Raw genomic sequence first — 22927 nt, 5'->3', positions numbered from 1 at the left:
CTTTTTTTGCGAGGAACTTAAGCAAAAAAAAGATTGAAACGGATAGCGGGAGGTTTGTTTTTTTAGGGCTTTATGGTTTCTGCTTCAAAAAAAAAAATTATTGTTCGTTGTTATACAAATTTATTGTGAGTCCGAATAAACTGGTGTTTGCGGCTAGGGTGTATCGCGAGTAGGAATAATCGAATCGGAATTTTCTGAATCTGATTCCGAATCCTGCTGATATTCCTGAGAAGGTGCGTTGTTCTAGTATTTTTAGTTCGGCTGCTCGGCGGAAATTATAGCTTAATCGTAGTGTGAAGGTTTTTTTGGGGAAAATTTCGGCTCCAACGATGACGTGTCGCATTGTGTTGCCTAGGAAACTTACTTTTTCTTCGATTGGTTCTCCGTCTATTGTTGGCTGGCTTCTGGCGGGGTTGGCGAAGGAAACGTTCCAGTGTTGTAGGTTTTCTAGTGTGAGGTGCCAGCGAATGGGTACGTTTTCTAGTTCTTGCGATATTCCTGCTATGACTTCGAATGGTAATTTTTCGTTTGTGTCATTATAGCTTTTTATTTGTGTTCCGAAATTTCTGACTACTAGTGCGTAGTTTATATCGTTTTTGTCGTCTTTATACATTGCAGCCAAATCGGCGGCAACGCCAAATGAGTTATAACTTTCGAGTGTTGAGGAAATAAGTTTTGCGTTTGCCCCTAGGTATATTTTTGTCCAGGGAATATTGTAAGCGTATCCTAGGGATAGTGCAATTTCGTTTCCTGTAAATTGTCCTGTTGCTGCTTTGAACTCATCATACCCATCGAATTTTCCGTAGTTTATGTAGGTAATTGCGCCGTGTAATGTTTCTAGGTGTCTATCGTATGTGTATGCAAATGCTGCTGTTCCGTAGGTTACATCGCCAAAATAGTTTCCGTAGTTTAAGGCTAAACGACCGTCCATTTCTGTGTTTATACTTGCGGGATTAAATAAGGGTTGGTTTACGTCGTAATCGTAATTTGTTATTATTTTTCCTCCTAATGCGGCTTGTCTTGGTGAGGAAATTAGGTTTAGGAACTGGTATACGCCTTGCCCTCCTATTTGACTATAAGTTGAAGTATAGATTGTAAATAATAAGAGTATTAGGTGTTTTTTTTGCATTTATTTTTGACGTTTTAAAACTATATAACGCAGAAACGAAGATATTATTTTTTATGACTGTCTGCAACTCATACTAATTTTATTTTAACCACGAATTGCACAAATTAAGACGATTTTTTTTTTACTGATAATTAGAAATTCGTGGTAATTTGTGCAATTCGTGGCAAAAAAAATTTATAATGTTTTGGCGTTTTTTACGTTATCTTTTGTTATTGCAATGGCTAAAACCTCATTCATTTCTTTCACATAATGAAAGGTTAGACCTGTTAGATATTCTGGTTTTATTTCGTCTATATCGCTTTTGTTTTCGTGGCACAAAATTATTTCTTTAATATTGGCTCGTTTTGCGGCTAGGATTTTTTCTTTAATTCCGCCTACTGGTAATACTTTTCCTCGTAAAGTGATTTCGCCAGTCATGGCTAAACTTTTCTTTATTTTTTTCTGGGTAAATACCGAAACTAATGAGGTTAGCATGGCAATACCTGCACTTGGCCCGTCTTTTGGGGTTGCGCCTTCTGGAACGTGTAAGTGAATATTATATTTTGCTAACATTTCTGAATTGAGTCCCAATAATTGGGCATTGGCTTTTATATATTCTAAAGCGATTGTTGCTGATTCTTTCATGACTGTTCCTAGGTTTCCAGTAATTGTCATGGTTCCTTTTCCTGGGGAAATTAAGGATTCTATAAATAAAATATCGCCTCCAACTGATGTCCAAGCCAATCCGGTAACTACTCCTGCTACCTCATTATTTTCTGATTTGTCTCTTTCTAGTCTGGGAACACCAAGGATTTTTACAATATCGTCATCGCTAACTTTTATATTGTATTCTTCGTCCATAGCTACGCATTTTGCAGCATTTCTAATTACTTGTGCCATTTTATTTTCTAGTCCACGCACGCCAGATTCTCGTGTGTAACCTTCTACTATTTTTTCTAATTGTTTTTTACCAATTTGTAAATGTTTAGAGGTTAGACCATGAATGGCTAATTGTTTTGGCAACAGATGTTGTTTGGCAATTTCAACTTTTTCTTCAATGGTATAACCTGACATTTTGATGATTTCCATACGGTCTTTAAGTGCTGGTTGTATGGTTGCCATATTGTTTGATGTGGCAATAAACATGACTTTAGACAAATCGTAACCTATTTCTAGAAAATTATCATAAAATTCGCTGTTTTGCTCAGGGTCTAAAACTTCTAACAATGCAGATGATGGATCTCCTTGATTACTATTTGATAATTTATCTATTTCATCTAAAACAAAAACAGGGTTTGATGTGCCTGCTTTTTTTAGGCTTTGCAAGATTCTTCCTGGTAGTGCGCCAATATAGGTTTTTCGATGTCCTCGAATTTCGGCTTCATCACGCAAACCACCTAGCGAAACTCGTACATATTCTCTTCCTAAAGCTTCGGCAATAGATCTCCCGATAGATGTTTTTCCTACTCCGGGAGGGCCTGTTAAGCAAAGAATTGGCGATTTCATATCATTTCTCAGTTTAAGAACGGCTAAATGTTCTATCATTCTTTTCTTAACATCTTCTAGACCAAAATGGTCTTTATCTAATATTTTTTGAGCCCGTTTTAAATCGAAATTATCTTTAGAGTATTTTCCCCAAGGCAAATCTAGAAATAATTCTAAATAATTTCTTTGGATACCAAAATCGGGCGAATTTGGGTTAGAACGTTGCATTTTCGATAATTCTTTATCAAAATGCTTTTGTGTTTTTTCGTCCCAAATTTTTGTTTTCGATTTGGCACGCATTTCTTCTATTTCTTCTTCTTGCGAAACGCCTCCCAATTCTTCTTGAATGGTTTTCATTTGCTGGTGCAAAAAATATTCACGTTGTTGCTGGTCTAGATCGAAACGTACTTTAGATTGTATGTCGTTTTTAAGTTCCAATTTCTGAAACTCGATATTCATATACTTTAAAGTAGCTAAAGCTCGTTCTTTTAAGTTATTTATTTCTAATAAATCTTGTTTTTCAACAACCGAAAGGTTCATGTTTGAGGACACGAAATTGACTAGAAACGAGCTGCTATCGATATTTTTTATTGCAAAAGTGGCTTCTGTAGGAATATTAGGGCTTTCGGTGATGATTTGAATTGCCAAATCACGAACTGATTCTATTATGGCCGAAAATTCTTTGTCTTTTTTAGTTGGTCTTTCTTCTGTAACTTCTTTTATAGAAGCTTTCATGTAGGGTTCGGTCGAGGTAACTTGCTCTATTTCGAAACGTTTTTTTCCTTGCAAAATTACGGTAACATTTCCGTCGGGCATTTTTAATACACGAAGAATTTTAGCTACTGTTCCTACTTTATTAATATCATTTTCGGTAGGGTCTTCGTCTTCTTCATTTTTTTGAGATACGACTCCAATAATTTTGTCGCCAGCATTTGCTGCGTCTATTAATCTAATCGATTTATCTCTTCCTGCGGTAATAGGAATGACAACTCCGGGAAACAAAACAGTGTTTCGCAAAGGAAGTATAAGCAAATCTGAAGGCAGTTCTTCGTTTGCCATTTCTTCTTCATCCTCTGGTGTGAGAAGTGGAATTAAATCTGCTTCGGAATCAAATTCTTGTAGTGACAAATTGTCAATGGTAATTATTTTTTGTTGAGACATATTATATTTAAGTCATTTTGTCATTAAACATGGCTTATTTGAATTGTAAAAATAACATATTCAAATATTTATATAGCTGAAAATCAATAAATAATAAAAATATTTATTTAGATTACTCTTTTATAAGTCAAGGATTGTGCCATAAAGAAAATCCTTTTGGCATATTTAATACATTACTTAAAGTCTTGTATTCGATTTAGTATTTAAGGCATTATTTCTTGGAATTCTTAGTAGTAAAATTACTCCTATTACAAAAAAAATAGCTAAGAATACAAATGAGTTTCTCATAGAGCCTGTAATCTGATCTATGATTCCGTAAATAGACATTCCGATGACGATTCCTATTTTTTCGGTTACATCATAAAAACTAAAATACGAAGCTGTATCATCTGTTTCTGGCAATAGTTTTGAATATGTAGAACGAGCCAACGATTGTATTCCTCCCATTCCTAACCCTCCAAATCCAGCAACAGCATAAAACTCATTTGGTGTTTCAACAAAAAAAGCAAAAACACAAAATATTGCCCAAAAAATATTTAAGAAGATTAATAAATTTATGTTACCATATTTTCCTGATGCTCTTGAGGTAATAAAAGCTCCTATAACAGCTACAATTTGAATAACTAATATACTAATAATTAGCCCTGTGGTTTGCTGACTGCTAGTTTCCCAATTTACTTCGGTAGCACCAAAATAAGTCGCTACTAAAATAACAGTTTGCACTGCCATGATAAAAACAAAATAGCTTGATAAATATCTTTTTAATGTAATATTTTGTTGCAATTGTTTCCAAACTAATTTTAGTTCTTTAAAACCATCAAAAACAATAGCTTTTGTTACTTTATGTCCTTTTGATGAGCCTTTTGGTAAATAATAATAAGTTACATGACTAAAACCTATCCACCAAATACCAACCATTAGAAAAGAAGTTCTCATGGCAATTTCTCTTGCTCTGTCTGGATTATCGGCAGTAATATAAAACTTATCAGGAAACATTACCATTGCAAGGTTTATAATTAATAATAGGGTACTTCCTATATATCCCATAGAAAATCCTCTTGCGCTAACTCTATCTTGTTGTTCGGGGTAAGCAATGTCTGGCAAATAGGAATTATAAAAAACAAGACTTGCCCAGAAGCCTATTAATCCTAATAAATAAGCGGTATAACTTAAGAATAAATTTTCTAAATTAAACCAATATAGAGAAATACAAGACAAACCACCAAGATAACAGAAGAACCGCATAAATACTTTTTTATTTCCTACATAATCTGCAATTCCTGATAAAAAAGGAGAAATAATAGCCACTATTAGAAAAGCTAATGCGGTAACAAAAGTAATCATTGCTGTGTCTTTAATTTCATTACCATATATATAGACTACATTATTGCCTCTTTTTTTAAAAATCATCTCATAAAAAATAGGAAAGATAGCCGAAGCAATGACTAAGCTATAAACCGAGTTTGCCCAATCGTAAAAAGCCCAAGCATTTAATAATTTTTTATCTCCTTTTTGAAGTGTTTTCATGTTTTAAAATATTTTTATCATAAAAAAAGCTGCCCATGAGAGCAGCTTCGAAAGTAATATATTTTTATGACTTAATGCTATTAATTACAGTATTTGCGTTTGGGATTAAACCCGAAATGTTTTTTGAGGCTTTTGCTGTCTCAAAAAGATTTCTATACTTTCATTTTTATTGCAGTTTGGCGAACTTTGTTTGTAACGAAAAGCAATACCTTGTAATAACGCCAAAATAATGCGATTTAAAAAAATGTTTTTTATTATTATAAATAAGCCGATTTTATTTAAAAATAACCCCAAATTTTGCGGCTTCGGCTTTTGCTTGTGGCAATAATGATTTTAAGTTGGCAATACGTGTTGCGTTTGCTGGGTGGGTACTCATAATTTCTGGTGGTGCATTTCCGCCTGCTTGAGCAGACATACGCTCCCATAATACAACTGCATTCTCAGGATTATAACCTGCAATTGCCATTAGTGTAAGTCCAATCATATCGGCCTCGCTCTCATTATCACGACTAAATGGGAGCATCACACCTACTTGACTACCTACACCATAAGCTTGCATAATCATTTGTTGTGTTTCTTGACTTTTATTTCCTGTAGCCACCGCTAACCCAACACCCCCTAATTGTTGCAACATTCCAGCACTCATACGCTGCTGTCCGTGATTTGCTAAAGCGTGAGAAACCTCATGTCCTAAAACTGCTGCTAACCCTGCATCGTCTTTCGTTATTGGCAAAATACCCGTATAAACTACTATTTTACCTCCTGGCATACACCAAGCATTTACTTCTTTACTTTCTACTAACTTATATTCCCATTTATAATTTGCTAAATAAGTTGGTTTTCCGTTAGCGGTTAGCCATCTTTCGGCAGCTACTTTTATTTTTGTTCCTACGTTTTCTACTCTTTGCGCATCTTTAGTACCTACAAGTACTTTATTCTCTGACAAAAATTGTCCATATTGCTGAAATGCCGATGGGAAAATTTCGCTATCTGGCACTAATGCCATTGTTTTTTTCCCTGTAAATGGATTTGTAGCACAAGAGGCAACCAATACAGCTATTGCTAAAATCATCAAACCTTTTTTCATTCTTCTTTTAATTTATTTGAAATATCTAGTAAAATTAATTCATTTTTTTTTAATTGTAAACATAAAAATCTTTAAAGTATTTTTATGATTAATTTATGAGTCAATTTTCATACCAAAAAAAATAAAAACTTAAATTGCACATTATTAAATATGAAATATTTTGAAAGCAAAAAAAACAAAACACACACAAATACCTAAAATAATATTATACACCGTAAAAATAGTTGAATTTTTCTCTCTCGATTTGGTTACAAAATTGGCTTCTAGAATATTTACAATGCCCATAAAACACAAAACACCCAATAGAGAATTGGCAATGGATAAAAATACCATACAAGAAACTATTTTTATACCAAAAATTAATAAAAAAATAGTCGTTTACCATTACGGAAATAGTCCGAAAAAAGTATTATTAGTTCACGGATGGTCTGGTCGTGGCACACAATTAGTGAAATTTGCCGATGAATTAATTAAACTAGGCTATTCAACCATAAGTTTCGATGCACCAGCCCATGGAAAATCAGGAACAAGAACAACCCTAATGCCAGAATTTATAGCTTCAATATTAGAATTAGAAAAATTATATGGTCCTTTCGAATTTGCGATAGGACATTCATTAGGTGGAATGGCATTGCTAAATTCGGTAAAACAAGGATTGCAATTAAAAAAATTAATAGTCATAGGAAGTGGCGATAAAATTGAAGATATTCTAGATGATTATGTCAAAAAATTAAAACTAAAACCTATCATTGCCAAAAAAATGAGTGAACTTTTCGAAAAAAGATTTGGTGAGCCCATGCAAGATTATGCCGCATATCTTGCCGCAAAACAAGTAAATATACCTACACTCGTTATTCATGACGAAAACGATTATGAAGTACCCTTGTTTTGCGGTAAAAACATCTTAAAACATCTTCCAAACGGAGAAATTTATGTTACGCAAAGATTAGGCCACAGGAAAATTCTTGGAGATACAAATGTGATCAACAAAACACTTAATTTTATTCAAAATTAAAACATCAAAAATGAAAAAAATAATCATTTTATTAGTTTCTATTGTTAGCTTAACTGCTTCTCATAGCCAAGAAAAAAAAGCAGAAAAAACAAACTCTAAAAATAAAATTCATAAAACAGATGCACAATGGAAAACACAACTAACACCAGAAGAATATAACGTTTTAAGAAAAAAAGGAACAGAAGCGTCTTTCTCCGGAAAGTATTGGAATCATTTCGAAAAAGGATACTATGCTTGTGCAGCCTGTAAGAATCCTTTATTTACTTCCGATGCAAAATTTAACTCAGAATGTGGTTGGCCATCATTTGATCAGGCTATAAAAGGAAGTGTAATTTATAAAACCGATACTTCTTTTGGCATGCAAAGAACCGAAGCCATGTGCGCCAATTGTAGCGGACATTTGGGCCATGTTTTTGATGATGGACCGACAGAAACAACAGGAAAGCGTTTTTGTACTAATTCTGTTTCTATCCTATTTATACCCAAAAAATAATAACAAAATATTTATGATAACAAAATAAAAATTCCCTCATAAATATACCATATTTCAATAAAAAAACATCATCTAGACATGAAATATCCAGTAGAAAAAACCGAAGCGGCATGGAAACTAGAACTTGGCGAAGAAAAATATAGAATTCTCCGAGAAAAAGGAACAGAATACCCACATACCGGAACCTACAATTTACATACCCAAAAAGGTACTTATATTTGTGGCGGATGCAAAGAACCATTATTTGAGAGTAATGCTAAATTTAACGCACACTGCGGTTGGCCTTCTTTCGACGAATCAATTTCTAAAAAAATACAACACCTCAAAGACAACACACACGGTATGATTCGTACCGAAATTGTATGTGCAAATTGTGGCAGTCATTTAGGCCATATTTTCGATGATGGCCCTACAAAAACAGGGGTTAGATATTGCGTAAATTCACTTTCAATCGACTTTAAATAATCAAAAATTGTAATTCTTCGTATTTTTTATTAATTTGCATAAAAATTAACCCATACTTTAGAATGACCAAGATCACAAGATTATTCGACTTCCCTTATTACCAACTAGATAAACAAAATTTGCCCGATGCTTTAGTAACAAAGTATGACGGCGTTTGGGTAAAAACTTCGACACAAGAATATATAAACAAAGCAAATACCATTTCGAGAGCGCTACTTCGATTGGGAATACAAAAAAATGATAAAATTGCTCTAATATCAACCAATAATAGAACCGAATGGAATATTATGGATATTGGTATTTTACAAACTGGTGCGCAAAACGTTCCTATATATCCTACTATTTCTGAAGATGATTATCAGTATATTTTAAACCATTGTGAAGCAAAATATTGTTTTATTTCTGATGCCGAAGTACTTCGGAAAATAAACATGATTAAAAACAATGTACCAACACTTAAAGAAATTTTCTCTTTTAATGATATTGAAGGCTGCAAAAATTGGAACGAATTGCTAACCCTTGGTTCAGACAAATCGAACCAAAACGAAGTAGAAGAAAGAAAAAAAGCAGTATTAACCACTGATTTAGCAACCATTATTTACACCTCGGGAACTACTGGAAAGCCAAAAGGCGTCATGCTTTCTCACCAAAATATAGTTTCGAATGCTTTAGATAGCTCAAACAGAATCCCTTTTGAAGAAGGCACAAGTAAAGGACTAAGTTTTTTACCAATTTGTCATATCTTTGAGCGAATGATTCTTTATTTATACCAATACTACGGAGTGGCAATATATTTTGGAGAATCTATCGAAAAAATTAGCGACAATATAAAAGAAGTTAAACCAACAGTAATGACGGTTGTTCCCAGACTTTTAGAAAAAGTCTATGACAAAATATACACCAAAGGTTCTGAACTCACAGGAATAAAAAAGAATCTTTTCTTTTGGGCAATCGATCTGGGATTACGATACGAACCTTACGGAGCAAACGGATTTTGGTACGAAATACAATTAAAAATTGCACGAAAACTTATTTTCAGCAAATGGAAAGAAGGATTAGGAGGTAATTTAGACCTTATGGTTTCTGGAAGCGCAGCCCTACAACCAAGATTAACTAGAATTTTTGCCGCCGCAGGAATTCCCGTCATGGAAGGTTATGGCTTAACCGAAACATCACCAGTTATATCAGTAAATGATATGCGCAACAAAGGATTCAAAATAGGAACTGTTGGCAAAGTAATAGACAAATTAGACGTAAAAATTGGACCAGATGGAGAAATCCTTTGCAAAGGAACAAATGTCATGATGGGCTATTATAAAGACGAAGCACAAACAAAAGAAGTTATCAAAGAGGGTTATTTTCATACGGGAGATATTGGAGAATTTGACAACGAAGGATTCCTGAAAATTACCGATCGGAAAAAAGAAATGTTTAAAACCTCTGGCGGAAAATATATCGCACCACAATTACTAGAAAACACCATGAAACAATCCCGTTTTATAGAGCAAATTATGGTAATTGGTGATGGTCAGAAAATGCCAGCAGCATTCATACAACCCAACTTCGATTTTGTAAAAGAATGGGGCGTTTTGCATCAAGTAACTTTAGGAAATACAAACGAAGAAATAATTGCAAACCCAAAAGTTATCGAACGCATTCAGCAAGAAGTAAATTCATTAAACGAAAAATTTGGGAATTGGGAAAAAATAAAACGATTTGAACTTACACCAGATTTATGGACCATTACCGATGGTCATCTCACACCAACATTAAAACTAAAACGAAAAATAATCTTAGAGAAATACCAAAAACTATACGAAAAAATTTACAATTAATAAAAAAACGCTTCGTACAGAAGCGTTTTTTTTAGTAAAATACTAAAGCCCCACAAAAAAATCCTATAAATAAATAACTTATGTATCTAAAAAAAACATTCCTACTCCTACTCATTATTAGTTTACCAACGTGTAATGCACAACAAACAAATACAGGTTTAGTTACCCAAAAAGCAATGATTGTATCAGCTCGAGAAGAAGCTTCGAAAATTGGAATTGAAATTATAAAAAAAGGAGGAAATGCGTTTGATGCAATGATTGCAACAGAATTAGCATTGGCAGTAGCCTATCCTAATGCAGGAAACATTGGCGGTGGCGGATTTATGGTTTATCGCAAAGTAAACGGAGATATTGGCTCATTAGATTATAGGGAAAAAGCCCCCCTAAAAGCATCAAAAAACATGTATCTAGATAAAAAAGGAAATATTATTGATGGCAAAAGTACACAAACAGCCTTTGCCGTTGGAATTCCAGGAACTATTGCAGGTATATTTGAAGTACACAAAAAATTTGGTTCATTACCTATATCAGAAATCATAAACCCTGTAATAGCACTCGCCGAAAAAGGGGTCATTGTTACACAAAAACAAGAAAACAGCTTGGCAGAATACCGAGAAGTAATCATAAAAGCCAATGGTAAAAAAACACTTTTCGCAAGAAATTTTAAACAAAATGACACCATCAAATATCCAGCTTTGGCAGCCACCCTAAAACGAATTGCAAAAAATGGAAAAGATGAATTTTACAAAGGAAAAACAGCTCAAAAATTCGTAAACTATATCCAAAAAAAAGGAGGCATAATCACCATGGAAGACATGTCTAAATATGAAGCCAAATGGAGAACTCCAATCACTTTTAATTACCATGATCTAAAAATAATATCCATGCCACCACCAAGTAGTGGCGGAATCTGTTTGGCCCAAATCATGAAAATGATAGAACCCTACCCTATCGCAAAATTTGGTCATAATACTATTCAAACTATACAAATCATTACAGAAGCAGAACGCCGAGCTTATGCAGATAGAAATTATTATCTAGGGGATCCAGATTTTATAACCAATCCCATCAATCAATTATCAGATAGCGATTATCTAAAAAACAGAATGAGCAATTTTTCATTAGAAAAAGCAACTTTATCCTCAGATATTGCGCAAGGAAAAATAAACTTTAACGAAAGTACCGAAACCACACATTACTCAATTGTAGATTCTTTTGGAAACGCAGTTTCAGCAACCACCACATTAAATGACAATTATGGCTCAAAACTATATTGTAAAGAATTAGGTTTTTTCTTAAACAATCAAATGGATGATTTTAGCATAAAAGCAGGCACACCAAATTTATACGGATTAATAGGCGGAAAAGCCAATAGCATTGCTCCCCAAAAACGCATGCTAAGCTCTATGACCCCTACAATTGTAGAAAAAGACAACAAACTATTTATGGTAGTGGGAACCCCAGGTGGCTCTACAATTATTACTTCCGTTTTGCAAACAATTTTAAATGTTAGCCAATTTAATCTAACCATGCAAGAAGCCGTAAATGCTCCCCGCTTTCACCATCAATGGGTTCCAGATGTAGTAACTTTCGAACCCAATGGCTTTCCAAAAGATACTTTAGATGCGTTAAAACAAAAAGGCTACCTTATTAATGAAAAAAACAATCCAATTATTGGTAAAGTAGATGCCATATTAATACAACCAAACGGAAATATTGAAGGTGGTGCCGACAAACGAGGTGATGACAAAGCGGTTGGATTCTAAAAAACATAAAACAATAACAAACTCCTTAAGAATATAACTATCCCAACTTGTATTAGTTGTATTATAGCAGATATTAAAAATACAACCTTTTATTAATCTGATATTTATTAACGAGTTGTGTAAAATTAACAAAAATCAAAATTTTTAAAGAAAAAAAAACCACATAGAAACATCTAAAAAAGAGTTAAACAGACCAATTATTGGTTCATAAAGCTATATTTTAAAGAAATAAAATGAAACGCTTTCAATTAAATTCATCAAAACTACAGCTCTATCTGGTTAAAAAAATTAAACCTCAACCAACGGGTTATTTATTAATTTTTTAAGAATCAATTAATGTTAAAAAATCAAAAAAGAATACCTTAGACTAACTTTAAATTTCGAATATTCTTTTATAAAAATAAACTAATTTTATTATGCACGCATAGTATTTTTTATTATCTTTGAATTTCAATTAATTAAAATGAAAGAGAAAACAATCGATTATGTGCTTCGAGCAACTTGGCAAGCAGTTGCCAGAATGTATAATGAAGAAGCAGCAAAATTTGATGGTACAATGGCAACAGGATTTGCATTATTAAGTATCGATAAAGAAACAGGAACACCATCAACCGCTTTAGGACCCAGAATGGGAATGGAAGCCACAAGCCTAACAAGAACCCTAAAATCTATGGAGGAAAAAGGGCTAATCATTAGAAAAAAAAACCCAGAAGATGGTAGAGGCGTTTTGATTTACCTAACCGAATTTGGAAAAGAAAAAAGAGAACTTTCTAAAAATACCGTACTAAAATTTAATGAAGCTGTAAAACATAATGTTTCTATAGAGAAATTGCAGAATTTTATGGAAGTTTCCGAAATTATAAATGAATTAATACAAGAGAAAAAAATATTCAATCAAACTGAAAAAATAGAAAATGAAGCGTATTATTAAAAAAGTTGCAGTAATTGGATCCGGGATTATGGGTTCAGGAATTGCTTGTCATTTTGCCAACATTGGTGTCGAAGTCTTACTTTTAGACATTGTACCAAGAGAATTGACGGATGCAGAAGCCAAAAAAGGGCTAACACTTGAGAGTAAAATTGTTCGCAACCGTGTGGTAAACGAACATTTGGCCAACTCATTAAAATCGAAGCCCTCTCCTATTTACAGTCAAAAATTCGCCAGCCGAATCACCACTGGAAATACTACCGATGATATGGCGAAAATTGCCAATGTAGATTGGATCATCGAAGTAGTTGTAGAGCGTTTGGACATCAAAAAATTGGTTTTTGAACAAATCGAAAAATTCAGAAAACCGGGAACTTTGGTTACCTCAAACACTTCTGGTATTCCAATTCACTTTATGAGCGAAGGACGTAGCGAAGATTTCCAAAAGCATTTCTGCGGTACTCACTTTTTTAACCCTGCGCGTTACTTAAAATTATTCGAAATTATTCCTGGCCCACAAACTTCAACGGAAGTTTTGGATTTCTTAACCATATACGGAGAGAAATTCTTGGGTAAAACTTCGGTTGTTGCCAAAGATACTCCAGCATTTATCGGAAACCGTATTGGTATTTACGGAATTCAAAGTTTGTTCCACTTGGTAAAAGAATTGGGATTAACGATTGAAGAAGTAGATAAATTGACAGGACCAGTTATTGGTCGCCCAAAATCGGCTACTTTCAGAACTGTAGATGTGGTTGGATTAGATACTTTAGTACATGTTGCCAACGGAATCTACGAAAACTGCCCAACAGACGAACAACATGAGTTGTTTAAACTTCCGGAATTTGTCAACAAAATGATGGAGAACAAATGGTTGGGAAGCAAAACAGGTCAAGGTTTCTACAAAAAAGTAGACAAAGATATTCTTTCTTTGGACTTGGACACAATGGAATACCGTCCTGCCAAAAGAGCTTCTTTTGCTACTTTGGAATTGACAAAAACAATTGACAAACCAATCAACAGATTTAAGGTTTTAGTTAAAGGAAAAGACAAAGCAGGTGAATTTTACAGAAAAAGTTTTTCTGGAATGTTTGCTTATGTTTCGAACAGAATTCCTGAAATCTCTGATGAATTATACAAAATAGACGATGCCATGAAAGCTGGTTTTGGATGGGAAAATGGCCCATTCGAAATTTGGGATGCCATTGGTGTTGAAAAAGGAATCGAAATCATGAAAGCCGAAGGTCTTGAGCCTGCAACTTGGGTTACCGAAATGATTGCTTCTGGAAATACCAGTTTTTATTCCGTAAAAGAAGGTGCTACCTATTATTATGGGATCAATTCAAAATCTTTGGTGAAAATTCCGGGTCAAGATGCTTTTATCATCCTGAATAACATTCGCGAAAGCAAAAAAGTTTGGAGTAACAGCGGTGCAATTATTCAAGACTTGGGAGACGGAATTTTAAATTTAGAATTCCAATCTAAAATGAATACCATTGGTGGTGATGTACTTCAAGCTATTAATAAAGCAATTGACCTATCTGAAAAAGAATACCAAGGTTTGGTTATTGGTAATCAAGCATCGAATTTCTCTGTTGGTGCCAATATCGGAATGATTTTCATGATGGCGGTGGAGCAAGAATATGATGAGTTGAATATGGCCATCAAAATGTTCCAAGACACAATGATGCGTGTGCGTTATTCTGGAATCCCAGTTGTAGTTGCTCCTCACGGAATGACTTTTGGTGGTGGTTGCGAAATGAGCTTACATGCTGATAAAGTGGTTGCCGCTGCAGAAACCTATATGGGATTAGTTGAATTTGGTGTTGGGGTTATTCCTGGCGGTGGTGGTTCGAAAGAATTGGCCATGCGTGCATCCGATTTATTCCGTAAAAACGATGTGGAATTGAATGTTTTACAAGAATATTTCATGACTATCGCTATGGCAAAAGTATCGACTTCGGCTTACGAAGCTTTTGATACTGGGCTTTTACAACACGGTAAAGATATTGTGGTTGTAAACAAAGACCGTCAAATCGCCGAAGCTAAGAAACACGCCTTATTAATGGCCGAAGCGGGTTATACTCAACCAATTCGCAGAACGGATGTAAAAGTTTTAGGTAAACAAGCTTTAGGAATGTTCTTGGTAGGAACCAATCAAATGGTTGCCGGTAAGTACATCTCAGAACACGATTTGAAAATTGCAAACAAACTAGCTTATGTTATGGCTGGTGGTGATTTATCGGAACACACTTTGGTATCTGAGCAATATTTATTAGACCTTGAACGCGAAGCTTTCTTGTCACTTTGTACGGAGAAAAAAACGCTAGAAAGAATTCAGTTCATGTTAACAAAAGGGAAACCTTTGAGAAATTAGAATTAAGACTGAAGTATTAAGTATTAAGACTTAAAAAAAAGACTATGCACAATTTTGAAAAATTAAAAATTTGGCAAAAAGCGATGGATATTGCTGTTGAAGTTTATGAAGTTTCTACTTTATTGCCTAATGATGAAAAATTTAATTTAATTCATCAAATAAAAAAATGTGCAGTATCTATTCCTTCTAACATCGCTGAAGGTTCTGGAAGAAATTATGATAAAGAATTCATACAATTTTTAGGAATTGCAAATGGTTCTACTTTTGAATTAATAACTCAATTAATACTTGCTAAAAGGCTTAAACTTGTAAATGAAGATTTAATACAACCTATTATTAATCAATTAGTCGAAGTTTCAAATATGAATTTTTCATTTCAAAAATCATTAAAAGAAAAAATTAACATAAACATTGGAAAATCTTAATACTTAATTCTTCATTCTTAATACTTTTTTAACAACGATTGGAAAATCTTAATACTTAATTCTTCAATCTTAATACTTTTTAACAACGATTGGAAAATCTTAATACTTAATTCTCCAATCTTAATACATAATTTATGAAAACAGCATATATAGTTAAAGCGTATCGTACTGCGGTAGGAAAAGCACCAAAAGGAGTTTTTAGATTTAAAAGACCTGATGAATTGGCTGCAGAAACCATTCAATACATGATGAATGAATTGCCAGAATTTGACAAAACCCGTATTGACGACGTTATGGTAGGAAATGCCATGCCAGAAGCAGAACAAGGTTTGAACGTAGGTCGTTTAATCTCTTTGATGGGATTAAAAGTAGATGATGTACCGGGTGTTACCGTAAACAGATATTGTGCTTCAGGATTAGAAACAATCGGAATGGCAACTGCCAAAATCCAATCAGGAATGGCACATTGTATCATTGCTGGTGGAGCGGAAAGCATGAGTTTTATTCCAATGGGAGGTTACAAACCTACTCCGGATTATGCTGTTGCAAAAGCGGGACATGAGGATTACTACTGGGGAATGGGATTAACATCGGAAGCGGTGGCTAAGCAATTCAACATTTCTCGTGCAGACCAAGATGAATTTGCTTTTCAATCACACAACAAAGCATTAAAAGCAGAAGCTGAAGGTAAATTTGACAAACAAATCGTACCAATTACAGTAGAGCAAACATTTATCAATGAAAATGGTAAAAAAGAAACCAAATCGTATGTGGTAAACAAAGATGAAGGACCAAGAGCTGGAACATCTTTGGAAGCACTAGCTGGTCTTAGAGCTGTTTTTGCTGCCGATGGAAGTGTAACTGCAGGTAACTCTTCACAAATGAGTGATGGGGCTGCTTTTGTACTGGTTATGAGCGAAGAAATGGTAAAAGAATTAAACCTTGAACCTATCGCTCGTTTGGTAAACTTCGCCTCTGCAGGTGTTGAACCAAGAATTATGGGAATTGGACCTGTAAAAGCGATTCCAAAAGCGTTGAAACAAGCAGGATTAACTCTAAATGATATCGATTTAATTGAATTGAACGAAGCATTTGCTTCACAAGCATTGGCAGTTACTCGCGAATTGAACTTGAATCCTGATATCATCAATGTGAATGGTGGAGCTATTGCCTTGGGACACCCTCTAGGTTGTACCGGTGCCAAATTATCTGTTCAATTGTTTGATGAGATGAAACGCAGAGGAAGCAAATACGGAATTGTGAGCATGTGTGTTGGAACTGGACAAGGTTCTGCAGGGATTTACGAACTTCTTTAAATAAATTATCCTTCCTTTTGTCATTCCGACGAAGGAGGAATCACATAACAAATTAGGGACGAAAAAACTTAATGAGATTCCTCCTTCGTCGGAATGACAAGATTGAGGAAGCAGATTGCAAATAAAAATATAAAAGTCTATTACTTAAAAAAATAAAAAAAAATGAGCGATAAAACAAGAGGTGGTCAATTCATCGTAAAAGAAACAAAATGTGAAGCTATTTTCACGCCAGAAGATTTCAATGAAGAGCAGCTAATGATGCGTGACTCTGTAAAAGAGTTCGTTGATAAAGAATTGTGGGCACACAAAGATCGTTTTGAGAAAAAAGACTACGCTTATACACAAGAGTGTATGAAAAAAGCGGGTGATCTTGGTTTCTTAAGCGTAGCTGTACCTGAAGCTTATGGCGGAATGGGAATGGGATTTGTAAATACTGTTTTGGTATGTGATTATATTTCGGGAGCAACGGGATCCTTCTCTACTGCTTTTGGAGCGCACACCGGAATTGGAACAATGCCAATCACTTTATACGGAACAGAAGAGCAAAAACAAAAATACGTACCTAAATTAGCTTCTGGAGAATGGTTTGGAGCGTATTGCTTGACTGAGCCAGGTGCTGGATCGGATGCGAATTCTGGAAAAACAAAAGCCGTTTTATCTGAAGACGGAAAAACATATTCGATCACTGGACAAAAAATGTGGATTTCGAATGCAGGATTCTGTTCTGTATTCATCGTATTCGCAAGAATTGGTGACGACAAAAACATTACTGGTTTTATCGTAGAAAACACTGCTGATAATGGAATTTCAATGAATGAAGAAGAGCATAAATTAGGTATTCGTGCTTCTTCTACTCGTCAGGTTTTCTTCAATGAAACTAAAGTTCCTGCTGAAAACATGTTGTCTGAAAGAGGAAATGGATTCAAAATCGCAATGAATGCTTTGAACGTTGGTCGTATCAAATTGGCTGCTGCTTGTTTGGACGCACAACGTAGAGTAATTACTCAAGCAGTAAACTATTCTAATGAAAGAATTCAGTTTAATACTGCTATTTCTCAATTTGGAGCTATTCGTTCTAAATTAGCTGAAATGGCGACTTCTTGCTACGCAGGAGAAAGTGCTACATACCGTGCTGCAAAAGATATTGAAGATCGTATCACAGAACGTGAAGCAGCTGGATCTTCTCATCAAGAAGCCGAATTGAAAGGTGTTGAAGAATATGCTATCGAGTGTTCTATCTTGAAAGTAGCGGTTTCTGAAGACGTGCAAGCTTGTGCTGATGAAGGAATTCAAATTTTTGGTGGAATGGGATTCTCAGAAGACACGCCTATGGAAAGTGCTTGGAGAGATGCTCGTATTGCTCGTATCTACGAGGGAACAAACGAAATCAACAGAATGTTATCTGTTGGTATGTTAATTAAAAAAGCCATGAAAGGTCATGTTGATTTGTTAGGACCTGCTTCTAAAGTACAAGAAGAGTTAATGGGAATTCCATCTTTTGAAACTCCAGATTATTCTGAATTGTTTGCTGAAGAAAAAGAAATGATTACCAAATTGAAAAAAGCGTTCCTAATGGTTGCCGGTGGAGCGGTTCAAAAATACGGTCCAGACTTAGACGCACACCAACAATTATTGATGGCAGCTTCTGATATCCTAATCGAAATTTACATGGCTGAAAGTACCATCTTGAGAACCGAAAAATTAGCCAAAACAAACGGTGCAGACAAAGTAAAAGAACAAATCGCCATGGCACAATTATATTTGTACCAAGCAGTTGATATCATCACTCAAAAAGGAAAAGAAAGCATTATTTCTTTTGCTGAAGGTGACGAACAACGTATGATGTTAATGGGATTACGTCGTTTCACTAAATACACTAACATGCCAAATGTAGTAGGTTTAAGAGAAACGATTACCACAAAATTAGTTGCAGAAAACGCATACTGCTTCTAATATAAACCCTCTTAATTATAAAAAATGCTTCTAATATAGAAGCATTTTTTTTATTTATCTATCGATCCTAAAACTCTTTTCATAAAAGCATTTAAGGCTTCTTTTTTATCCATTCCTGTTTTGGTCATTTTATGCACTTCGAGTGCGCCATACATATTAGAAATTAATTCGCCAATAACATCAAGCTCTTCGTCTTTAAGTGAAGAAACTTCTGTTAAGGCTTCAAGAACTTCGATAGTTTCTACAAGATAATCTTGGTCATTTTCATCAATAAATTGAGTTAAATGCTTTATAACTGGTAACTTCATTTGTTTTATATTTTTAAATGATTAGAACTATAGATAAATCTAATTAAGTACTTCATTTACAAAATCAATCAAAACCTCTGCTTTATTGGTTTGAGTTTGGCTTACAAATGCTCCGCTTTTGAAAGTAGCAAAAGTTGGTAAATTATCTACATTGGCTAATTTTCTTGATTCAGGGAAATTTTCGGCATCTGCAATTACAAAAGTAACGTTTTCGTTTTCTGAAGCCAATTTTTTAAATTTTGGTTTCATAATTCTACAATTTCCGCACCATGATGCCGAATATTGTACTACTACAATATTGTTTGTATTAATAATTTCGGCTAAATTATCGTTTTCTAATTCTACTAACATATTTTTTAAATTTCAATATCCAATTGCAATGACAATATTCAAAATTATTTCATTTGAATATTGTCTTGCAATTAAAATTAGTTATTAGTTCATCGATAAGTATGAAGCGGTACTATTTCTATCGGCAGTCATTGCTTCTTTACCTGCTTCCCAGTTTGCAGGACAAACTTCTCCTTTTTCTTGAATATGCGTATAAGCATCAACCATACGCAAATATTCATTTACGTTTCTACCAAGTGGCATATCGTTTACACTTTCGTGGAAGATTTTACCCGTTTCGTCAATTAGGTAAGTTGCTCTAAAAGTTACGTTAGAACCTTCAACAATAATTGAATCTGTTTCTTCGCTATAACTTGTAGAATCTATATCTAAAATCCCTAAAATATTAGCTAAATTACGGTTTGTATCGGCAAGAATTGGGTAAGTTACACCTTCTATTCCGCCATTGTTTTTTGGTGTGTTTAACCATGCAAAATGCACTTCGTTTGTATCGCAAGAAGCACCAATTACGATTGTATTTCTTTTGTTAAATTCTGGTAAAGCTGCTTGAAATGCGTGTAACTCTGTTGGGCAAACAAAAGTAAAGTCTTTAGGATACCAAAATAATAATACTTTTTTGTTGTTTTTTGTAGCTTCTTCAAAAATATTTATTTTTAAATTGTCTCCCATTTCAGAAATAGCATCTACTGCAATACTTGGAAATTTTTTACCTACTAATGACATAATGATATGAATTTTAATTTATTTTTTTAATACTGTAAAAGTAGCTATTATATAGATTGATAATAATAACTTTTATTATATTATTTTATTTCGATATAGTTTAAATTTATTTAACATAAAAGGCAGTCTATTACAAGACTGCCTTTTATACTATAATAGTATTAGAATTTAGTAATTATACCAAATCGAATCGATCTAAATTCATTACTTTATCCCAAGCTTTTACAAAATCCTTAACAAATTTCTCTTGAGAATCTGTGCATCCATAAACTTCGGCAAGGGCACGAAGTTCTGAATTAGAACCAAAAATAAGATCGACACGAGTACCTGTCCATTTCAATTCGCCTGTTTTTCTATTACGACCTTCAAAAATATCTTGAGACTCTGAAGAGGCTTTCCAAGTGGTACCAAAATCGAGTAGATTTACAAAGAAATCATTAGTTAATTCTCCAGAACGATTAGTAAACAGACCATTTTTAGATTGATTAAAATTTACATCAAGTACACGCAAACCACCAATAAGTACAGTCAATTCAGGAGCTGTCAAGGTTAGCAATTGTGCTTTATCTATTAGCATTTCTTCTGCCGAAACGGTGTACTGGGTCTTCATATAATTACGAAAACCATCTGCTTCTGGCTCAAGTACCGCAAAAGAGGCTACATCTGTTTGTTCTTGCAAAGCATCGGTTCTTCCTGGTGTAAAGGGAACTTTTATGTTTTTTGCTGCTTTCTCTATTCCTACACAACCTGTTAGCACAATTAAATCGGCTATTGATACTTGTTTTCCTATTGACTGAGCATTATTGAACGTTGCCTGAATTTCTTTGAGTGCATCTAAAACTTTTGACAGTTGGATTGGATTATTAACTTTCCAATCCTTTTGTGGAGCCAAACAAATGCGTGCTCCATTTGCGCCTCCACGCTTATCCGAACCACGAAAAGTAGAGGCTGAAGCCCAAGCTGTAGAAACCATTTCAGACACAGAGAATCCTGCATCTAAAATTTTAGCTTTTAATATAGTAATATCATTATCATCTATTAATTGATGGTTTACCGCTGGAATAGGGTCTTGCCAAATAAGTACCTCTTTTGGCACATCCGAACCAAGGTAACGAGCAACTGGTCCCATATCTCGGTGGGTTAACTTAAACCAAGCACGAGCAAATGCCTCTTCAAACTCAGCTGGGTTTTCGAGAAATCTTCTTGAAATTTTTTCGTAAATAGGATCGGCTCTCAAAGCTAAATCGGCGGTAAGCATAGTTGGAGCATGACTTTTCGACGAGTTGTGTGCATCTGGAACGGTCCCTGCTCCTGCTCCATTTTTTGGTTTCCATTGGTGTGCACCAGCTGGACTTTTCGTTAGTTCCCATTCGAAACCAAAAAGATTTTCCAAATAATTGTGACTCCATTTTGCAGGTGTGGTTGTCCAGGCACCTTCAAGACCACTACTTATGGTATGTTCTCCGCTTCCGCTTCCGAAAGTATTTTTCCAACCCAAACCTTGTTCTTCAATACTCGCAGCGGCAGGTTCTGCACTAACATATTGATTAGGATCGGCTGCACCGTGGGTTTTACCAAAAGTGTGTCCACCAGCAACAAGCGCAACAGTTTCTTCATCATTCATAGCCATACGGGCAAAAGTTTCTCGAATATCACGAGCAGATGCTAATGGATCAGGATTTCCGTTAGGACCTTCAGGATTTACATAAATTAAGCCCATTTGCACAGCGGCCAAAGGATTTTCTAATTCACGGTCGCCAGAATAACGCTGGTCATCTAACCATTTTCCCTCAGATCCCCAATAAATATCTTCTGCGGGCTCCCAAACATCTTCACGTCCTCCAGCAAAACCAAAAGTCTTAAACCCCATCGATTCTAAGGCACAATTTCCTGCAAGTATCATCAAATCTGCCCAAGAAATTTTCTTACCATATTTTTGTTTTATTGGCCATAATAACAACCGAGCTTTGTCAAGATTTACATTATCAGGCCAACTATTTAGCGGTGCAAATCGTTGCATACCAAAACCTGCACCACCACGACCGTCTGCAACACGATAAGTACCTGCGCTATGCCAAGCCATACGTATAAAAAACGGACCATAATGCCCATAATCTGCTGGCCACCAATCTTGAGAATTGGTCATTAGATCTGAAATATCTTTTTTTAAGGTAATCAAATCAAGGCTTTTAAATGCTGCAGCATAATTAAATTCTTCTCCCATTGGGTTAGACAATGAAGAATACTGGCGAAGAATATTCAACTTTAACTGATTTGGCCACCAATTACTATTTCTTGTGCCTGCGCCAGCGCTTTGCTTTGCGGCTCCTCCTGAGAAAGGACATTTTCCTTGACCACTAATAGGATTTGTGTTGTTTTCCATAATACTATACTTTTTTGATTTTCAATTTATTAACCAAAATTAAAGATTAAACAGACAAGACCGCATCGAAATTGATTATTATTTTTTATTTTTAGATAGTAAATAACTATTACATTAATCATTGTTCCCTAAATAATAAGAAACCTATATGGCTTAATATGAATACTACTAAAATATAATTTTGAATTTGAGTTACAAAATTCAAATAATACCAATTTAGC

General features: G+C 34.6%; 18 protein-coding genes. 10 read left to right on the top strand and 8 right to left on the bottom strand.

What is annotated here, in order from left to right:
- Window positions 1-97 precede the first annotated feature (97 nt).
- From porQ to B0A57_RS09970, 4 genes are all read right to left on the bottom strand, one after another.
- Window positions 98-1129: a type IX secretion system protein PorQ gene (gene porQ, locus B0A57_RS09985; protein ID WP_011963823.1), complete on the bottom strand. Its 1032-nt coding sequence runs from the start codon at window positions 1127-1129 to the stop codon at window positions 98-100.
- A 174-nt stretch (window positions 1130-1303) separates the two neighbouring features.
- Window positions 1304-3754: an endopeptidase La gene (gene lon, locus B0A57_RS09980; protein ID WP_011963824.1), complete on the bottom strand. Its 2451-nt coding sequence runs from the start codon at window positions 3752-3754 to the stop codon at window positions 1304-1306.
- 177 nt (window positions 3755-3931) lie between these two features.
- Window positions 3932-5281 carry an MFS transporter gene (locus B0A57_RS09975; RefSeq protein WP_011963825.1) on the bottom strand — a complete coding sequence of 450 codons (1350 nt, stop codon included), beginning with the start codon at window positions 5279-5281 and terminating at the stop codon, window positions 3932-3934.
- A gap of 274 nt (window positions 5282-5555) precedes the next feature.
- On the bottom strand, window positions 5556-6368 hold the full coding sequence (locus B0A57_RS09970; RefSeq protein ID WP_011963826.1) for a M48 family metallopeptidase: 813 nt from the start codon (window positions 6366-6368) through the stop codon (window positions 5556-5558).
- 160 nt (window positions 6369-6528) lie between these two features.
- On the opposite strand from B0A57_RS09970, the gene B0A57_RS09965 reads away from it, so the two are divergent.
- From B0A57_RS09965 to B0A57_RS09920, 10 genes are all read left to right on the top strand, one after another.
- A complete protein-coding gene (locus tag B0A57_RS09965; RefSeq protein ID WP_034098481.1) occupies window positions 6529-7383 on the top strand; it encodes an alpha/beta fold hydrolase in 855 nt (284 codons plus the stop codon).
- 10 nt (window positions 7384-7393) lie between these two features.
- Entirely contained in the window at window positions 7394-7876 is a 483-nt protein-coding gene (gene msrB, locus B0A57_RS09960; RefSeq protein WP_038466844.1) for a peptide-methionine (R)-S-oxide reductase MsrB, read from the top strand.
- Between the two features lie 78 nt (window positions 7877-7954).
- On the top strand, window positions 7955-8341 hold the full coding sequence (gene msrB, locus B0A57_RS09955; protein WP_034098485.1) for a peptide-methionine (R)-S-oxide reductase MsrB: 387 nt from the start codon (window positions 7955-7957) through the stop codon (window positions 8339-8341).
- Between the two features lie 62 nt (window positions 8342-8403).
- Window positions 8404-10176 (top strand): AMP-dependent synthetase/ligase, encoded by a 1773-nt coding sequence (locus tag B0A57_RS09950; RefSeq protein ID WP_011963830.1) that lies wholly within the window; start codon window positions 8404-8406, stop codon window positions 10174-10176.
- 80 nt (window positions 10177-10256) lie between these two features.
- Window positions 10257-11942, top strand: a complete 1686-nt coding sequence (gene ggt, locus B0A57_RS09945; protein ID WP_034098487.1) for a gamma-glutamyltransferase — start codon at window positions 10257-10259, stop codon at window positions 11940-11942.
- Between the two features lie 463 nt (window positions 11943-12405).
- Window positions 12406-12873, top strand: a complete 468-nt coding sequence (locus B0A57_RS09940; RefSeq protein ID WP_011963832.1) for a MarR family winged helix-turn-helix transcriptional regulator — start codon at window positions 12406-12408, stop codon at window positions 12871-12873.
- Window positions 12857-15247: a 3-hydroxyacyl-CoA dehydrogenase/enoyl-CoA hydratase family protein gene (locus B0A57_RS09935; protein WP_034098489.1), complete on the top strand. Its 2391-nt coding sequence runs from the start codon at window positions 12857-12859 to the stop codon at window positions 15245-15247. The genes B0A57_RS09940 and B0A57_RS09935 overlap by 17 nt, the downstream gene beginning before the upstream one ends.
- A gap of 44 nt (window positions 15248-15291) precedes the next feature.
- The gene (locus tag B0A57_RS09930) at window positions 15292-15672 is read left to right on the top strand and encodes a four helix bundle protein (RefSeq protein WP_011963834.1); all 381 of its coding nucleotides are present in this window, start codon (window positions 15292-15294) and stop codon (window positions 15670-15672) included.
- A 134-nt stretch (window positions 15673-15806) separates the two neighbouring features.
- Window positions 15807-16988 carry an acetyl-CoA C-acyltransferase gene (locus B0A57_RS09925; protein ID WP_038466840.1) on the top strand — a complete coding sequence of 394 codons (1182 nt, stop codon included), beginning with the start codon at window positions 15807-15809 and terminating at the stop codon, window positions 16986-16988.
- A 162-nt stretch (window positions 16989-17150) separates the two neighbouring features.
- The gene (locus B0A57_RS09920; protein ID WP_034098494.1) at window positions 17151-18941 is read left to right on the top strand and encodes an acyl-CoA dehydrogenase family protein; all 1791 of its coding nucleotides are present in this window, start codon (window positions 17151-17153) and stop codon (window positions 18939-18941) included.
- A gap of 50 nt (window positions 18942-18991) precedes the next feature.
- On the opposite strand, the gene B0A57_RS09915 is transcribed toward B0A57_RS09920, so the two are convergent.
- From B0A57_RS09915 to katG, 4 genes are all read right to left on the bottom strand, one after another.
- Complete coding sequence (locus tag B0A57_RS09915) at window positions 18992-19249, bottom strand: DUF6952 family protein (RefSeq protein ID WP_011963837.1); 258 nt, start codon at window positions 19247-19249, stop codon at window positions 18992-18994.
- A 39-nt stretch (window positions 19250-19288) separates the two neighbouring features.
- Window positions 19289-19600 (bottom strand): thioredoxin family protein, encoded by a 312-nt coding sequence (locus tag B0A57_RS09910; RefSeq protein ID WP_034098497.1) that lies wholly within the window; start codon window positions 19598-19600, stop codon window positions 19289-19291.
- Between the two features lie 84 nt (window positions 19601-19684).
- Window positions 19685-20323, bottom strand: coding sequence for a peroxiredoxin (locus tag B0A57_RS09905; protein ID WP_011963839.1), 639 nt, complete (start codon window positions 20321-20323; stop codon window positions 19685-19687).
- Between the two features lie 175 nt (window positions 20324-20498).
- Window positions 20499-22706 carry a catalase/peroxidase HPI gene (gene katG / locus B0A57_RS09900; protein WP_034098499.1) on the bottom strand — a complete coding sequence of 736 codons (2208 nt, stop codon included), beginning with the start codon at window positions 22704-22706 and terminating at the stop codon, window positions 20499-20501.
- Between the last annotated feature and the right edge of the window lie 221 nt (window positions 22707-22927).

The organism is Flavobacterium psychrophilum DSM 3660 = ATCC 49418 (assembly GCF_002217405.1).
Lineage (GTDB): Bacteria > Bacteroidota > Bacteroidia > Flavobacteriales > Flavobacteriaceae > Flavobacterium > Flavobacterium psychrophilum.
Note: the sequence above shows the minus strand (reverse complement) of the source record. Positions and strands in the feature narration are given on the sequence as shown.

Coding starts and splice junctions, on each gene's coding strand:
- porQ (WP_011963823.1), bottom strand. CDS start 1,129: ATGCAAAAAAAACACCTAATACTCTTATTATTTACAATCTATACTTCA.
- lon (WP_011963824.1), bottom strand. CDS start 3,754: ATGTCTCAACAAAAAATAATTACCATTGACAATTTGTCACTACAAGAA.
- B0A57_RS09975 (WP_011963825.1), bottom strand. CDS start 5,281: ATGAAAACACTTCAAAAAGGAGATAAAAAATTATTAAATGCTTGGGCT.
- B0A57_RS09970 (WP_011963826.1), bottom strand. CDS start 6,368: ATGAAAAAAGGTTTGATGATTTTAGCAATAGCTGTATTGGTTGCCTCT.
- msrB (WP_038466844.1), top strand. CDS start 7,394: ATGAAAAAAATAATCATTTTATTAGTTTCTATTGTTAGCTTAACTGCT.
- msrB (WP_034098485.1), top strand. CDS start 7,955: ATGAAATATCCAGTAGAAAAAACCGAAGCGGCATGGAAACTAGAACTT.
- B0A57_RS09950 (WP_011963830.1), top strand. CDS start 8,404: ATGACCAAGATCACAAGATTATTCGACTTCCCTTATTACCAACTAGAT.
- ggt (WP_034098487.1), top strand. CDS start 10,257: ATGTATCTAAAAAAAACATTCCTACTCCTACTCATTATTAGTTTACCA.
- B0A57_RS09940 (WP_011963832.1), top strand. CDS start 12,406: ATGAAAGAGAAAACAATCGATTATGTGCTTCGAGCAACTTGGCAAGCA.
- B0A57_RS09935 (WP_034098489.1), top strand. CDS start 12,857: ATGAAGCGTATTATTAAAAAAGTTGCAGTAATTGGATCCGGGATTATG.
- B0A57_RS09930 (WP_011963834.1), top strand. CDS start 15,292: ATGCACAATTTTGAAAAATTAAAAATTTGGCAAAAAGCGATGGATATT.
- B0A57_RS09925 (WP_038466840.1), top strand. CDS start 15,807: ATGAAAACAGCATATATAGTTAAAGCGTATCGTACTGCGGTAGGAAAA.
- B0A57_RS09920 (WP_034098494.1), top strand. CDS start 17,151: ATGAGCGATAAAACAAGAGGTGGTCAATTCATCGTAAAAGAAACAAAA.
- B0A57_RS09915 (WP_011963837.1), bottom strand. CDS start 19,249: ATGAAGTTACCAGTTATAAAGCATTTAACTCAATTTATTGATGAAAAT.
- B0A57_RS09910 (WP_034098497.1), bottom strand. CDS start 19,600: ATGTTAGTAGAATTAGAAAACGATAATTTAGCCGAAATTATTAATACA.
- B0A57_RS09905 (WP_011963839.1), bottom strand. CDS start 20,323: ATGTCATTAGTAGGTAAAAAATTTCCAAGTATTGCAGTAGATGCTATT.
- katG (WP_034098499.1), bottom strand. CDS start 22,706: ATGGAAAACAACACAAATCCTATTAGTGGTCAAGGAAAATGTCCTTTC.